We start from the raw sequence: 14,367 nt of genomic DNA, 5'->3' as shown, positions 1-14,367 counted from the left end.
GAATTCACCACCGGCTGCTCGAATGAAGGGAATCGTTCGGCAGGAAGGAAGAATTCATGACCAGCATCGACAATCACGTCGAGGACAAGGTCGCCAAGCGGGTCGGTGAACTCACCGAGGTATTCCAGCGCGGGCTCGACGAGAAGCTCGGCGTCGGCGCCTCGCTGGGCATTCGGCTGGAAAGCGCCGGCGACGGCTGCACGCGCTACTACCTGGACCCGAATGTGGCGACCATCAATGCCATGTTCACCGTGCACGGCGGTGTGATCGCGACCCTCATGGATACCGCCATGGGCAGCGCCGTATTCACGAAACTCGATGACGGCGTTGCCTATACGACGCTGGAACTCAAGGTGAACTTCATTCGGGGCGTGACCCTGGACGGTTCCCGGCTCACCTGCGATGCCACCGCGGTGCATGTCGGCCGCCGCACCGCCACCGCGGAAGGCCGGATTACCGACGCCGCGGGCAAGCTGATCGCGCACGGCTCCACCACGATTCTGATCCTGCGGGCCGACTAGTAGCCGACGAGAAAGGCCCTGTTCCCGGGGAAGTCGGGGGCAGGGCCTCTCTTCTGTGATCGCATCACTCAGTGCAGGGAATCACGCTGTCAGCCCAGCGTGCGGCACTGCGCGACGAAGTCGGCCAGTTCGTCTACCCGATCGGTGCGCGCATCCACCGCCCGGTCGATCACCTTGATCAGATGGTCGTACGCCGCGGTGTGGTCGTAGTCCGCGACATCGGCGATACGCAGTGCCCACCGCCAGTAGCCGCGCAGCGTATCCGCAAGGGGCATACGGAATCCCGCGATGACCTCCCGGATCGGCTCCACGGCGTCATCACCCTGAACCCGCAGATACCGGCTCACCACATCGGCCATGAAACTGAAGTGCCGCGCCTCGTCCCGCGACAGCCGGGTGAGCACCGCCCCGAGCACCGGATCATCCACCACATCCCGCAGCTGGTGGTAGTACATCTGAGTTGCCTTCTCCTGCACCAGCGCATAGGCGAAGTACTGCACCGGATGGGTGTACGGCAGCTCGAACGACTTCTGCCCCTCCACCGCCAGCTCACCGCGCAGGGCGCCGCGGTCGGCCATGCCGGAGGCTTCCTGATACCGCGCCAGCGCCCGCGAATGCGTGTCCTCCTCGAGCGCCCAGCGCACGGTGAAGTGGTGCAGCTCCCGATTGTGAATGAAGGTGGGCAGGTCCACGGTGTCGTCCACCGGGAAACTGCGCTGGTACACATCGAAATACCCGGGCAGATGATCCTCGATGAGGGTCACGAACTGCACCGCCGACCGCTGTCCCTCGGACAGCCGGCCGGCATCGGCGGCGGCCCAGTCGAACGCCGTCTCCACATCCCAGGAGCGGGCGGCGGGGGAGGCGGCCAGGAAACTGTCGACGGCGGCCACCAGATCCTCGACGGGCAGCAGTGCGGATTCGATCGTCATGACTGCTCCTGACAGCTATCGGGTCTTACGGCAGACCAGGGCGTAATGCTTTGTGGTGTAACCCCATCCGGCATTGGCGACCTCCAGGTAGTACCGCAGCTTCGCGGCCAGACCCGGCTGATGGGCATCGATGCGCTCGGCGGCGATGTCCACATTGTCGATCCAGTGGTCGATGGTGCGGCGGTAGTCATTGGTGAGATCGTCGACCGAGGCGATGGAGAATCCGGCATCCTCGGCGGCCGTGATCAGATCCGACAGCGGCCGCAGATCGCCCCAGCCGAAGATGTCGGACCGCACGAACTCGGTCCCCTCCCGCTCGTCGAAAGCCTTGCGAGCGGCCGCATTCCGGAAGCAGCTCTCCGACACATAGAGGCTGCCGCCGCGCCGCAGCACCGCGCGCGCCCGCCGGAACACCTCGTCCAGATCGGGCATGTGCACGATGGATCCGAGCATGGTGACCGCGTCCACACTGGCATCGGGCAGGGTGAGCTGCTCGAAATGGCCTACGCGAGTGCGCACCTGATTGGTGACGCCCCGCGCAGCCGCCTGCTCGGCAATGTATTCGTGCTGGCGCGGAGCCGGGCTGATGCCCAGGGTGTCGCAGCCGTACTCCTGCGCCATGAACAGAATCAGTGAACCCCAGCCGCAGCCGATATCCAGCAGTTCCTCGCCGCCATTGAGGCCCAGGCGCCTGGCGACGAAGCGCAGCTTATTGCGCTGCGCCAATTCCAGTGAGTCACTGTCGGATTCGTACAGCGCCGAGCTGTACTTGCGCAGCGGGTCCAGGAACTGGCCGAAGATATCGGGATCCAGATCGTAATGCTGATTGGTATCGGCGGTCACGGTCACCTCGGGCGCGGACATCAGGCGGCCGTCCGCACAAGCTTGTCCACCACAGCCGTCACCTCGGACAGCGTGGAGGTGCCGAACACGTCCTTGTCCTCGAGCTCGATATCGTAGGTGCGCTCGATGCGCGCGATCATGCGCAGCACCCGCACCGAATCCACGCCCGCCATGGCCCGCAGATCGGAGTCGGGCAGCAGCACGGTCTCGGGCAGACCGGTTTCGGCCGCGGCGATCTCGGTGACGGTACGCAGGATGTCGTCGGTGGTCATGGCTGAACTCCATTCGATGGCACGGCATCGGCCGTGGTCAGGGCGTGCGAGAGCAGTGCGACTTCGTCGTCGTCGAGGGAGAGCTGATGGCGGACGTCCGCCAGCACGAACGGCTGATAGGTCGCGCTGGAGGAGGCGCAGAGGTCGCCGTCGGCGTCCAGGATGTCGGCGGACGCCCGGATCGGCGCCTCGGCGCTGTCATCGGAGAGCGTTGCGACACACCGGTATTCGCGGTTGATCAGCAGCGGGGTCAGGAATCGGGTGCGCTGCGAGATGGTGAAGGCGGGCAGGTGCCGGGCCAGCACGATGAGATTGCCCATCACCTCATCGCAGATCACGCCGGTGAGCCCGCCGTGCACCACCCCGGGATAGGACTCGAAGGACCGGCTCAAGCGGAACCGGGCCTGCAATCCGTCCGGATGCGGGGTGAAGGTCAGGCGCAACCCGGACAGATTGTGCGGGGAGCAGCCGAAGCAGTGATAGTCCGGAATCACCGACCAGGGCACCGCGACGGCGGGCGGATCGGCGGGATGCGCGCAGTGCTCCACCGCTAGGCGATCGCGTCGGCCAGCGCGCGGCGCACCTTGGCATTGCTTGACACATCGAGCCCGGTCAGCGTCGCGAAGGTGCGGCGCACCTTGTCGTGCAATACCTCCAGCTCGCCCTCGGCCGCCACCTGCTCCAGGAACAGATCGAAACCTGTATCGATGGTCTCGTGATCGCCGAGCTCGGTCAGGCCGGCCTTGAAGGTGCTGACCGGATGCTTGATCTTGGCCTCGGAGCTGTACACGTACAGCGTCTCGAGCACCGAGGGCAGCTCCTCCGGACGCCGCCGCAGCCGCTCGGTGGCGTAGTGGATGAACTCGCGCGCGTGCCCGGCCTCATCGCGACTGGCATTGAGCAGCAATGCCTTCAGGATCGGCTCCTCCACCCATGCCGACACCGCGCGGTAGATGTGATTCACCGTGAGCTCGGAAATGATATTGGTGGCCAGCGTCGCCGACGGCGTGCTGCCGGGCGCGTACGGCTCGCGCATCGCATCCACGGCCTTGTCCTGCACGTCCTCGCCGATCGCGCGCAGCCAGGTGCGGAAAGCGTAGTGGTGCTGGACTTCCTGATATCCCCACACCACAGCGAAGGTGGAGAAGTCGTAGTCGTCCACGAACTCCGCGAGGAATCCGTGCACCGCCGCAATGACATTGGATTCGCCCATGGCCGAACTCTTGGCCAGGGTGATGTACTCCGGTCGCACCAGGGCCGGGTCGACGGCGTCGAAGTTGAGGTCGGTCAACTTCCAGTGCAGGCGCTCGTAGTGGCGGAATACGTCATAACTGTGCACGGGAGACTCCAGTTCGTGAGAGGCGAAAACTACTGGGCTTCAGCGTTGCTGGGCGATGAGCTCGCGGGCGGCGAGCCGTTGCAGCTTGCCGCTGCTGGTCCGGGGAATGCTGCGGGGCGGCACGAGGTACACCGCGACGGCAGCCAGGCCGAGTTCGGCCGCGACCCGGGCTCGAATGGCGCGGTCCAGGGCCTCGGCCTCGGGGCCGGTGAGTTCGGATTCGGCAATGAGGGCGATGACGTCCGCGCCGTCCGGATCGATGGCGGCGGTGCAGCGGCCCTTGTAGATTCCGTCGAGGTCGCAGACCGCGGCCTCCACGTCCTGGGCGTAGTGATTGACGCCGCGCACGGTGATCATGTCCTTGCAGCGGCCGGTCACGAAAAGCTCACCGTCGCAGAGGTATCCGAGATCGCCGGTGCGCAGCCAGCCGTCGGTGAACCGATCCGCGACCGCCGCCGGATCGACCGCCAGATAGCCGTCGGTGACCGAAGCGCCCTGGATCAGGATCTCGCCCACGTGCCGGTCCGGCAGTTCTGCATCGGTCTCGGTATCGACAATGCGCAGGGACAGGCCGTCGACCGCCGCGCCCACTCCGGCGACTGCACGCGCACCGGGCCGAGTGGCTGATACCGGTTGCGCCAGACAGTTATCCGCAAGCGTCGCGCGATCGACCCATTCGAAGACTGTCTCGCGCCCCAGTGGCGGGAAGGCGACCGCCAGGGTGGCCTCCGCCATCCCGTACACCCCGAACATGGTGCTCGGCTCGAACCCCGCGGGCTCGAACCGCTCGCAGAACCGCGTCACCACATCGTGCGAAATCGGTTCCGCCCCATTGAAAGCGATGCGCCAGTTCGACAGGTCGTATTCGGCCACCCGCTCCGGGGGCACCGCGGCCAGCAGCGCCTCGTAGCCGAAGTTCGGCATGGCGGTGATAGTTGTTCCACTGGCGGCGAATTCGCGCAACCAGCGCGCCGGATCCTTGACGAAGGCCAGCGGCGACCAGACGTGTGCCGGAATACCGCGCAGAATCGCCGACAGCGTGCCGAACAAGCCCATATCGTGGAACAGCGGCAGCCAGAAGCCGCCCTGGTCATCGAGATCGAGGGCGATGCCCCGGCGAATCGCGGCCAGCCCGCTGGTCACCTGGCGGTGGGTGAGCTTGACGCCCTTCGGGGCGGCGGTGCTGCCGGAGGTGAACTGCACGACGGCGAGATCGTCGGGTTCGGGGGTGGGCAAGGCCGGGGCGGAACCCTCATCGGGTCCGGAAAGCGTTGCAGTGTCGACGAATTCGACATTCACTCCGGCCAGCAGTGGCACCAGCTCGGCGAAGGCCGGCGATACCAGCACCGTGCGCATACCCGCCGCCGCCGTGATGGCGGCCAGCTGCTCCGGATATCCAGCAGCCCGTCGAATCCCCGCGGGTAGCGGCAGCGGTGTCGCCGCACCGCCGGCGGCGGCGATAGCGAAGAAGCTCACGATGAACTCCGGGGCATTCGGGCAGAGGATGCCCACCGGCTCACCGCGCCGCAGCCCGCGCTCGACGAGAATCGCCGCCGCACTGCCGGCCGCCCGGTGCAGTTCGGCGTACTCGATGCTCTCGGCTGTCGACCAGAAGGTTGCCGCTACCCGGGGATGCGCGGCCGCAATACCGGCCAGCATCCCCGGCAAGGTGCCGGAAGAATCCGAGGAATTCATGCGGCAACCACAACAGCGAATTGTGTCCAGCCGCTGAACGCATTGTGAAACCCGCGCTGTGATAAGCAGGCTCGATCAACCAATTACGTTGCACGATAAAGGGACACGGTGATCGAGCGATAGCTTCCGGCGATCGCCGTGCGACCGCACCGGGCCGGGCGGCGAATATGAACGGCGGAATTGTTCGAGTATCCGATTTCGCAGTGATTTCTTTCAGGAGTTGCCGGTGAGTTCCGACCACGCCACCGCCCCGGCAGTGGCAATTCCACACGTCACCCCGGTACAGCTGGCGGTGATCGAGAGCGTCGCACCACACCTACGGCACAACCCCTACGACAGCTACGAGACCCTGCGCGCCGCCGGGCCGTTCGTCCCCGGACCGCACGACACCCACCTGGTGCCCGGGCACGCCGAAGCACAGGCCATCCTGCTGGATCCGCGCTGGAGCCACGCCGAGGAACCCGAACTGCTGCACGGCGACAGCGAGGTCGAACTGCCCGGCTCGTTTCTGTGGATGGAACCGCCGGACCACACCCGGTTGCGCGGACTGGTCGGCAAGGCGTTCACCGCCCGCACCATCACCGGACTGCAGGCGCGCGCCGAACAGTTGGTCGACGAACTCCTGACCCGCATGCTCGCCGCCGGTGAGGTGGATCTGCTGGAGGCGCTGGCCTATCCGGTGCCGCTCACCCTCATCTGTGAATTGCTCGGCGTACCCGTCGAAGCCCACGAGCAGGTGCGATTCATGTCGGCCGGAATTGCGCGCGGCCTGGACCCCGATGTGCTGCTGTCTCCGGAAGAACTGGCAGCGCGCACCGCGGCCGTGCACGAATTCACCGAATTCTTCGGCGATCTGGTGGAGCAGCGGCGCCGTACGCCGCGCCCGGACCTCATCACCGCTCTGGTTCAGGCCGAGGAAGCCGGGGTGCGGCTGACCCACACCGAGCTGATCGGCACCCTGCTCATCCTGGTGGTCGCGGGACACGAGACCTCGGTCAACCTGATCGGCAACGGCGCGCTCGCGCTCATTCGTCATCCCGGCGAATTCCAGCGGCTGCGAAACGATCCGGACCTGGCCGCGCCCGCGGTCGACGAGGTGCTGCGCTACGACGCGCCCGTCCACCTCACCACCCGCACCGCGCGCGCCGAGATCATGGTCGCCGGAAGGACATTCGCGCCCGGCGATGCCGTCATCGTGCTGCTCGGCTCCGCCAACCGCGATCCGGCGGCCTTCCCGGAACCCGGCCGCTTCGATATCCGCCGCTACCGGCCGGGTCGTCGCGCCGAACGGCACCTGTCCTTCGGTCTCGGCCTGCACTACTGCCTGGGCGCACCGCTGGCCCGGCTGGAAATGCGAGAGGTATTGCACGCCCTCGCCCTTCGCGTGGAGAGCCTGACCCTGCTCGAGGAACCGCCGTACCGGCCGAATGTGGTCGTGCGCGGCATGTCCGAACTTCTTGTCCGTGTGGAGGGCCGATGAGCACTGCCGAAATCACCTTCGACGCTTTCGAATCGAGCGAGCGCGCCGATCCCTATCCCGCCTACCGCCGCGCGCGTGATGCGGCCGCCCTGTTCCCGTATGCCTTCGGGGATGTGCCGGTCACCCTGGTGACCCGCTACGAGGAATGCTCGGCCGTGCTCACCGGCGCGGACTGGGGTCACGGATATGCCGCCGGCATCAGCCCTTTCCGCGACACCACCGCCGCCATTCCCGGCTCCTTCGTCCGCATGGACCCGCCCGAGCACGCCCGCTACCGCAAACTCGTGGCCAAGGCGTTCACCCCGCGCATGGTCGGTGAGCTCGCGCCGGTCGCCGGACGGGTGGTGAACGACCTCGTGGATGCCGTGGTGGAGCGCGGCGAACTCGACATCCTGGCGGATCTGGCCGTCCCGCTCGCGGTGGCCATGATTCCGGTGCGGCTGCTCGGCGCCGATCCCGCCGACGGTGCGCGATTCCGGGAGTGGCAGTTGGCGATTGCCCGCGGCAGCGATCCGGACACCCTCCTGGGCGAGGCCGACGTGACCGCGCGCGGCGCTGCGGCCATGTCCTGCATGGGTTATTTCGCCGAACTGATCGCCCGCAAGAAGCACAGCCCGACACCGGATCTGCTCAGTGAACTGGTGGCCGCCAGCGTGGACGGTGACATGCTCACCGAACCCGAGGTGATCGGCATGTCGCTGCTGTTGCTCGTGGCGGGCATGGAGACCTCCATCAACCTCATCGGTAATGGCATGCTCGCGCTGCTGCGGCATCCCGAACAGCTTCAGCTGCTGCGCGAACGTCCCGAGTTGATCGGGTCCGCGCTGGACGAGATGCTGCGCTATGACGCGCCCACCCAGTTCACCATCCGGGTTGCCCTCGCGGACACCGTGGTCGGAGACCGCCAATTCAAGCGCGGCGACGGTGTGGTCGTACTGACTGCCTCCGCGAGCCGGGACGACCGGGTCTTCCCGGATGCCGATACCTTCGACATCACCCGCTATGCCGGAACCCGGCCCGCCCGTAAGCATCTCGGATTCAGCCTCGGGATCCACTACTGCGTGGGCGCGCCGCTGGCCCGGATCGAGGCCGAGGCCGCCGTGCTCACACTGCTCGATCGGGCCCCGGAGCTGCGGCTGGCCCCCGACACCATCGAATACCGCCCCAGCCTCATTCACCGGGGCGTCGCGGCATTGCCGGTGACGCTGTGACCGCCGGACGGCACGCGGTCGTCCTCGGTGCGGGGATCGCCGGTCTGCTGGCGGCGCGGGTGCTGTCGGAAGAGTTTGCGCGCGTGACGATTCTGGAGCGCGACCGGTGCGAGGGCGTGCAGGTGCGCCGGGGTGTACAGCAGGGCAGGCATCTGCACGGGCTGCTGGACAGCGGCCGCGCCGTCTTCGAAGAGCTGTATCCGGGATGTACGGCGGAACTGGTCCGGCGCGGTGCGACCGCCGCCGAGGTGCTGGTCCACACGCGCTGGTACGTCGGTGGCGCCCGGTTGGTGCCGACTCCGACCGGATTGACCTCCGTCATCGCGAGCCGCCCGCTGCTGGAGGCCGTACTACGCCAGCGCACCTGCCAGATACCGAATGTGCGTATGCGCGAGGGCATTACGGTGCGGGGCCTGCTCGGCGATGCCGAGACGGTGACCGGGGTCGCGACTGTCGCCGACGGCCGTGCCGAGAACATCACCGCCGATCTGGTCGTGGATGCGACCGGTCGCGGATCCCGAATCGACGAGTGGCTCACCGATATCGGCGCCGCGGTGCCCGATGCCGAACGGCTCGATGTGGATCTCGGCTATTCCTCCCGGTTGTACCGGCACCGGCCCGGGCAACTGGGCGGGCACTCCTCGGTCATCGTGTCGACCGGAACGAACGGCCGCGGCGGCGGGGCGGTGCATATCGAAGGAGACCGGTGGCTGGTCACCCTCGCCGGAATGCTCGGTGACCATCCACCGGCCGACCCCGACGAATTCCCGCGCTACGCCGCCACACTCGCGGCGCCAGACATCCATGAAATCGTCATGGACTCCGAACCGCTCGACGATCCGGTGCCGTATCGGTTCCGGGCGTCGGTGCGCCGGCATTTCGATCGTATGACCGCCGTGCCCGCGGGCCTGCTGGTGGTCGGCGACGCGCAGTGCGCCTTCAATCCGCTGTACGCGCAGGGCATGACGGTCGCCGCGCTGCAGGCCGCCGCCCTGCGCGCTTGTTTGGACGGCGCACCCGCGACCCTGGCCGCGCGGTTCTATGCCGCCTCCTCCGACCCGGTGGCCGCCGCCTGGCGACTGGCCGCCTCCTCCGACCTGAGCCATCCGGGTGTGATCGGTCCACGCTCGCTTCGGACCCGGCTCACCAATGTCTATGTGGCGCAGGTGCAACGGGCCGCCCATCACGATCCGGTGGTGTCGCGGACCTTCATGCGTGTCGCCCATCTGGTCGAACCGCCTGCCGCGCTCACGCATCCGGTCACCGCCGGACGGATCATGCTGCACGGCAGCGGATTTGCGTACACCAGGTCCACACCGAGCTGAACCACCTATGTCCAGTCGAACGTCATCGCCGCCGTCGACCGTCATCGCGCTGTCGAATTCAGGAGGATACGCATGGCCGCACCAGACGTGAACACCGTTGCCGCCGACCAAGATCCCGCCATTCTCACGGCAATGGCACAGCTTTTCGGCCCCGATGGCCGGGCCGATCCCTACACCCCGGCGCGCGTGCTGCGCGAGGCCGGACCCATCCATATGACCCCGATCGGCCACCACGTCCTCACCCGGTACGAGGACTGCGCGGCGGTGCTGTCCACCACCGCGTGGAGCCATGCCGAAGAGGCCGGGATGATGCACCCGACCGTCTCACCGGAGAATGCCGCCGACGAACTGCCCACCTCCTTCCTGTGGATGGAGCCGCCGGACCACACCCGCCTGCGCAATCTGGTCACCAAGGGCTTCACCCCGCGCATGGTCACGCGGCTGCGCCCGCGCATCGAGGAACTCACCGAACAGCTCGTCGACAAGGCCCTGGAGGCCGGGGAATTCGATCTGATCGAGTTCATCGCCTATCCGCTGCCGCTGATCATCGCCTGTGAGCTCATCGACGTCCCGCCTGAGGCGTACGCGCAGGTGCACCAGTGGTCGCAGGACCTGGCGCGCGGCTTCGACCACGACTACACGCTGCCGGAGGAATCCCTGAAGGCGCGCAGCGCGGCGTCCCGTGGATTCATGAACTACTTCCGCGAACTGCTGAACGAGCGCCGGGTCAATCCGACCGACGATCTGCTCAGCGTGCTGTCCCAGGTCGAGGACCGCGGTGATGTGCTGACCGAGCAGGAACTGCTGGCCACCTGCATCACCACCTTCGTCGCCGGGCACGAGACCACCGCGAATCTGGTCGGCACCGGCATGCTGCGCCTGCTGCGGGAACCCGGTCAGGTCGAACTGCTGCGCGCGCGGCCCGAGCTGGTGGCCGTCGCTCCCGACGAGCTGCTGCGGCTGGAGCCATCGGTGCAGATCACCACCCGTGCCGCGACCCGGCCCATCACCGTGGCGGGCCACGATTTCGACAAGGGCGAAGGCGTTGTGGTGCTGATCAATTCGGCCAACCACGATGATGCCGCCTTCACGAACCCGGACCGCACCGATGTGACCCGCTACTCGGATCCGATGAATCCGGCCAAGAAGCATCTCGGCTTCAGCCTCGGCATCCACTACTGCCTCGGCGCGCCGCTGGCGCTGCTCGAGATGGAGGTGCTGCTGGAGGTGCTGCTGCGCAAAGTCGGTGCCATGGAACTGCTTTCGGACAACCCGCCGTTCAAGCCGAACGTCGTCATCCGGGGGCTGGAATCGCTGCAGGTCGGATTCAAACCGGCCTGACACGAATCTGTTTCGGCCGCAGGTGAACTGAACAGCCCTTTTATGGGTTGCACAGCGTGTACAAAGGCTGTGCGATTCGGAGAAGGGCTGTTCGGTTCGAACCAGGTCGGTGTTGGGGCCCGAGGGCACGTCGGCATCCGCCGAGGGAGCGCGACACCGGAGATGCCGGCTGTGAGCTTTCTGGGAATCTGGCAGTGAATCAGCTACGAATTCGCTGACTTGCCGCAGATGACAACGTGTCGCAGCCGGACGCCTGCTTCTCTGTATTTCGACGCGGCCTCGCACGGCCGTCTTCGAAATAACCGATAGGAGATGGACATGCAGAACTTCGCAACCAATCTCGGAACGATCGGGTATGACGTGCTGTCGATCGGACAGGGGATGGTGTCACTGTTCGGCGATGTCGTCGGCATGGGTGGCACCGGCGCAGGACAGTACCCGCTCAGCTGATCCATCACCCGTGCGGACTGCCGCCCCGATTTCCCCAGAAGCCGGGTGCGAATGCTCCTTGTTTGCAGTGCATTTCGTAGCTTCGGCGCAGGCCGGCGAGCCGTCGGGGCCGACAGTTCCGCACACGACGAACCCCTCCACCGCGGGCGTAGTGGAGGGGTTCGTTTCGGCAGGTTCCTGCGGCGGGCTGGGACTGGCCGACCATCGACTGATCGCAACAGCGCCCGACCTCGCCGCGCTCAGGCGGCGGGGTCGATGAAATGGTCGAAGGTGAACCACGGTCCGCCGAGTGCGGTGTAGTGGTCGCCGACCAGTGCCTTCGCGGGCACTTCGGGTGCGGCGCCGCTCGGGATGTAGGCGAAACCGTCGGGGCCCAGGCCGGAGCCCGCGAGGCTGAAGGTGCAGCCCTCGGGTGTTTTGCGAATGTAGTCGAAGGTGTAGAGCCCGATCCTGGTGTCGGAGCGGCTGTCGGTGCATTCGGCGGCCGCGCGTTCCAGTGCTGGTTTCGACATTCGCCAGCCGAGGTCCTGCGGAATCTGCAGGAGCAGTAGTCCCGCCGTCAGTGCTATCAGCACGGGTGCTAGCGCGCTGAGTAGGTATGTGCGATAAGCGATTCCGCCGACCAATGCGAGCATCAGCCAGACCACGCCGAGTACGAGCAGGCCGCCGCCTGCGTAGAGCAGCGCGGTGAGGGTGTCGCCGCGGGAGGCGAAGGCCCACAGGATCCCGAGGCAGCACACCCCGATCAGGACCAGAGTCGCCACCATCGCGAATACCCAGCCGAGCGGTGTGTGCTGGATCGGCTGCGGGTATCCGGGTGGCGGGTAGGTGGTCACGAATGTCCATCTTGCCCGATTGGTCGGGTTTCTCGAGAACCGCGTGAATCGCAGTCGGTCACGCCTGAATACACGCATCCCCCGTTCGACTGTTGCCGATCGGGGGATGCGCTACTACTCAGCTGCGGTTATCCGCAGAACTTCGCCGCCTGCTCCTTCGCCTCACGGCGACGGCGGTGCAGGATGGGCTCGGTGTAGCCATTGGGCTGCTTCGTGCCCTCGAGCACCAGCTCCTTGGCCGCCTGGAAGGCGATCGAACCCGCGAAATCGGGGGCCATGGCGCGGTAGTTCGAGTCACCGGCGTTCTGGTGGTCGACAACCGGAGCCATGCGCTGCAGGCTCTCGAGCACCTGCTCCTGCGTCACGATGCCGTGCCGCAACCAGTTGGCCACCTGCTGGCTGGAGATACGCAGGGTCGCGCGGTCCTCCATGAGGCCGACGTCCTTGATATCCGGCACCTTCGAGCAGCCGACACCCTGATCGATCCAGCGCACCACATAGCCGAGGATGCCCTGCGAATTATTGTCCAGCTCCTGCTGCTTCTCCTCGGCGGACCAGTTGGTGTCCTGCGCCAGGGGGATTTCCAGGATCTGATCGACGGTGGCGCGCGGGCCGCCCTTGGCGATCTCGGCCTGCCGCTTGAACACATCCACCAGGTGGTAGTGGGTGGCGTGCAGCGTGGCGGCGGTCGGCGAGGGCACCCATGCGGTGTTCGCGCCGGCCTTGGGGTGGCCGATCTTCTGGACCAGCATGTCGGCCATCAGATCGGGCATGGCCCACATGCCCTTGCCGATCTGCGCCTTACCGGGCAGACCGGCGGCGATGCCGGTGTCGACATTCCAGTCCTCGTAGGACTTGATCCACTGCTGCGACTTCATATCGGCCTTGCGGACCATCGGCCCGGCCTCCATGGAGGTGTGGATCTCGTCGCCGGTGCGGTCCAGGAAGCCGGTGTTGATGAAGACCACGCGGTCCTTGGCGGCATGGATGGACGCCTTGAGGTTGACCGTGGTGCGGCGCTCCTCGTCCATGATGCCGACCTTGAGGGTGTTCGCGGGCAGGCCCACCACACCTTCGACGCGGGCGAACAGCTCGTTGGTGAAGGCGACCTCGTCGGGGCCGTGCATCTTCGGCTTGACGATGTAGATGGAGCCGGTGCGGGTGTTCTTCAGCTTGGTGTCGCCGTTGAGGGCGTGCTTGGCGGCCAGCACGGTGATGAGGGCGTCCATGATGCCCTCGGGGACCTCGTTGCCATCTTTGTCGATGATGGCGTCGGAGGTCATGAGGTGACCCACATTGCGCACGAACAGCAGCGAACGGCCGTGCAGCACAAGGTCGGAACCGTCGAGCGCGGTGTACACCCGGTCCGGGTTCATGGTGCGGGTGAAGGACTTGCCGCCCTTCGAAACCTCTTCCGCCAGATCGCCCTTCATCAGGCCGAGCCAGTTGTGGTAGCACAGGACCTTGTCCGCGGCGTCCACGGCGGCGACCGAAGCCTCGAAGTCCATGATCGTGGTGACCGCGGACTCCAGCACGACGTCCTTGATGCCGGCGTCGTCGGTCGAGCCGACCGGAGACGCGGGATCGAACTGGATCTCGATGTGCAGGCCGTTGTGCTTGAACAGCAGCGAGGTCGGGGCCTCCGGGGTGCCCAGGTAGCCGACCAGTGCGTCACCGTCGGCGAGGCCGATGTCGGTGCCGTCCTCGAGGGTGACCTCGAGTTCGCCGTCCACGATGGCGTACTTGCTGGTGCCCAGGTGCGAGCCGGTGATCAGCGGCAGCGCGTCATCGAGGAAATTGCGGGCCCATTCGATGACCTTGTCACCGCGAACCTTGTTGTAGCCCTTGCCCTTCTCCGCGCCATTGGCCTCGGAGATGGCGTCGGTGCCGTACAGGGCGTCGTAGAGCGAGCCCCAGCGCGCGTTCGCCGCGTTGATGGCGAAGCGGGCGTTCATCACCGGCACGACCAGCTGCGGGCCGGCCTGGGTGGCGATTTCGGCGTCCACGTTCTCGGTCCCGATCTGCCAGTGCTCGCCACTAGCGTCGGCCGGTTCGGGACGCAAGTAGCCGATCTCGGTGAGGAACTGCTTGTAGGCAGCCTTGTCGTAGCCGGCGCCGGGGT

Annotated in this window: 14 protein-coding genes; 6 read left to right on the top strand and 8 right to left on the bottom strand. The window is 66.5% G+C overall.

Annotated elements, in window-relative coordinates; genetic code table 11:
- Positions 1 to 56: 56 nt before the first annotated feature.
- Positions 57 to 521 carry a PaaI family thioesterase gene (locus tag JWN03_RS44995; RefSeq protein WP_297628953.1) on the top strand — a complete coding sequence of 155 codons (465 nt, stop codon included), beginning with the start codon at positions 57 to 59 and terminating at the stop codon, positions 519 to 521.
- Positions 522 to 610: 89 nt separating this feature from the next.
- On the opposite strand, the gene JWN03_RS44990 is transcribed toward JWN03_RS44995, so the two are convergent.
- From JWN03_RS44990 to JWN03_RS44965, 6 genes are read right to left on the bottom strand one after another with little or no spacing between them, the layout of a single operon-like run.
- Entirely contained in the window at positions 611 to 1,453 is an 843-nt protein-coding gene (locus tag JWN03_RS44990; RefSeq protein ID WP_297628952.1) for an acyl-ACP desaturase, read from the bottom strand.
- A gap of 15 nt (positions 1,454 to 1,468) precedes the next feature.
- Positions 1,469 to 2,317: an SAM-dependent methyltransferase gene (locus tag JWN03_RS44985; protein WP_297628951.1), complete on the bottom strand. Its 849-nt coding sequence runs from the start codon at positions 2,315 to 2,317 to the stop codon at positions 1,469 to 1,471.
- Complete coding sequence (locus JWN03_RS44980; RefSeq protein ID WP_297628950.1) at positions 2,317 to 2,568, bottom strand: acyl carrier protein; 252 nt, start codon at positions 2,566 to 2,568, stop codon at positions 2,317 to 2,319. Before JWN03_RS44980 ends, JWN03_RS44985 begins: the two co-directional genes overlap by 1 nt.
- Entirely contained in the window at positions 2,565 to 3,116 is a 552-nt protein-coding gene (locus tag JWN03_RS44975; protein ID WP_297628949.1) for a PaaI family thioesterase, read from the bottom strand. Before JWN03_RS44975 ends, JWN03_RS44980 begins: the two co-directional genes overlap by 4 nt.
- 2 nt (positions 3,117 to 3,118) lie before the next feature.
- Positions 3,119 to 3,907 (bottom strand): ferritin-like domain-containing protein, encoded by a 789-nt coding sequence (locus tag JWN03_RS44970; RefSeq protein ID WP_297628948.1) that lies wholly within the window; start codon positions 3,905 to 3,907, stop codon positions 3,119 to 3,121.
- Positions 3,908 to 3,946: 39 nt separating this feature from the next.
- Positions 3,947 to 5,602, bottom strand: coding sequence for an AMP-binding protein (locus JWN03_RS44965; RefSeq protein ID WP_297628947.1), 1,656 nt, complete (start codon positions 5,600 to 5,602; stop codon positions 3,947 to 3,949).
- Positions 5,603 to 5,828: 226 nt separating this feature from the next.
- On the opposite strand from JWN03_RS44965, the gene JWN03_RS44960 reads away from it, so the two are divergent.
- The 5 genes from JWN03_RS44960 to JWN03_RS44940 all read left to right on the top strand — a co-directional run bounded on the left by JWN03_RS44960 (position 5,829) and on the right by JWN03_RS44940 (position 11,409).
- Positions 5,829 to 7,082, top strand: a complete 1,254-nt coding sequence (locus JWN03_RS44960) for a cytochrome P450 (protein ID WP_297628946.1) — start codon at positions 5,829 to 5,831, stop codon at positions 7,080 to 7,082.
- Positions 7,079 to 8,293, top strand: coding sequence for a cytochrome P450 (locus JWN03_RS44955; protein ID WP_297628945.1), 1,215 nt, complete (start codon positions 7,079 to 7,081; stop codon positions 8,291 to 8,293). Before JWN03_RS44960 ends, JWN03_RS44955 begins: the two co-directional genes overlap by 4 nt.
- On the top strand, positions 8,290 to 9,618 hold the full coding sequence (locus JWN03_RS44950) for an FAD-dependent oxidoreductase (protein WP_297628944.1): 1,329 nt from the start codon (positions 8,290 to 8,292) through the stop codon (positions 9,616 to 9,618). Before JWN03_RS44955 ends, JWN03_RS44950 begins: the two co-directional genes overlap by 4 nt.
- 72 nt (positions 9,619 to 9,690) lie before the next feature.
- Entirely contained in the window at positions 9,691 to 10,959 is a 1,269-nt protein-coding gene (locus JWN03_RS44945) for a cytochrome P450 (protein WP_297628943.1), read from the top strand.
- Between the two features lie 318 nt (positions 10,960 to 11,277).
- Complete coding sequence (locus tag JWN03_RS44940; protein WP_297628942.1) at positions 11,278 to 11,409, top strand: hypothetical protein; 132 nt, start codon at positions 11,278 to 11,280, stop codon at positions 11,407 to 11,409.
- A 239-nt stretch (positions 11,410 to 11,648) separates the two neighbouring features.
- On the opposite strand, the gene JWN03_RS44935 is transcribed toward JWN03_RS44940, so the two are convergent.
- Positions 11,649 to 12,245 (bottom strand): hypothetical protein, encoded by a 597-nt coding sequence (locus tag JWN03_RS44935; protein ID WP_297628941.1) that lies wholly within the window; start codon positions 12,243 to 12,245, stop codon positions 11,649 to 11,651.
- 128 nt (positions 12,246 to 12,373) lie between these two features.
- Positions 12,374 to 14,367: malate synthase G (locus JWN03_RS44930; protein ID WP_297628940.1), on the bottom strand; the 1,994-nt coding region annotated here is incomplete at its 5' end.

The organism is Nocardia sp., from assembly GCF_025465275.1.
Taxonomy (GTDB): Bacteria; Actinomycetota; Actinomycetes; order Mycobacteriales; family Mycobacteriaceae; genus Nocardia.
The sequence above is the reverse complement of the archived record's forward strand: the minus strand, read 5'-3'. Positions and strand labels throughout refer to the sequence as shown.

Bases quoted from the DNA above. Each gene is read 5' to 3' on its own strand.
- JWN03_RS44945 (WP_297628943.1), top strand. From the start codon at position 9,691: ATGGCCGCACCAGACGTGAACACCGTTGCCGCCGACCAAGATCCCGCC.
- JWN03_RS44965 (WP_297628947.1), bottom strand. From the start codon at position 5,602: ATGAATTCCTCGGATTCTTCCGGCACCTTGCCGGGGATGCTGGCCGGT.
- JWN03_RS44980 (WP_297628950.1), bottom strand. From the start codon at position 2,568: ATGACCACCGACGACATCCTGCGTACCGTCACCGAGATCGCCGCGGCC.
- JWN03_RS44995 (WP_297628953.1), top strand. From the start codon at position 57: ATGACCAGCATCGACAATCACGTCGAGGACAAGGTCGCCAAGCGGGTC.
- JWN03_RS44955 (WP_297628945.1), top strand. From the start codon at position 7,079: ATGAGCACTGCCGAAATCACCTTCGACGCTTTCGAATCGAGCGAGCGC.
- JWN03_RS44990 (WP_297628952.1), bottom strand. From the start codon at position 1,453: ATGACGATCGAATCCGCACTGCTGCCCGTCGAGGATCTGGTGGCCGCC.
- JWN03_RS44985 (WP_297628951.1), bottom strand. From the start codon at position 2,317: ATGTCCGCGCCCGAGGTGACCGTGACCGCCGATACCAATCAGCATTAC.
- JWN03_RS44940 (WP_297628942.1), top strand. From the start codon at position 11,278: ATGCAGAACTTCGCAACCAATCTCGGAACGATCGGGTATGACGTGCTG.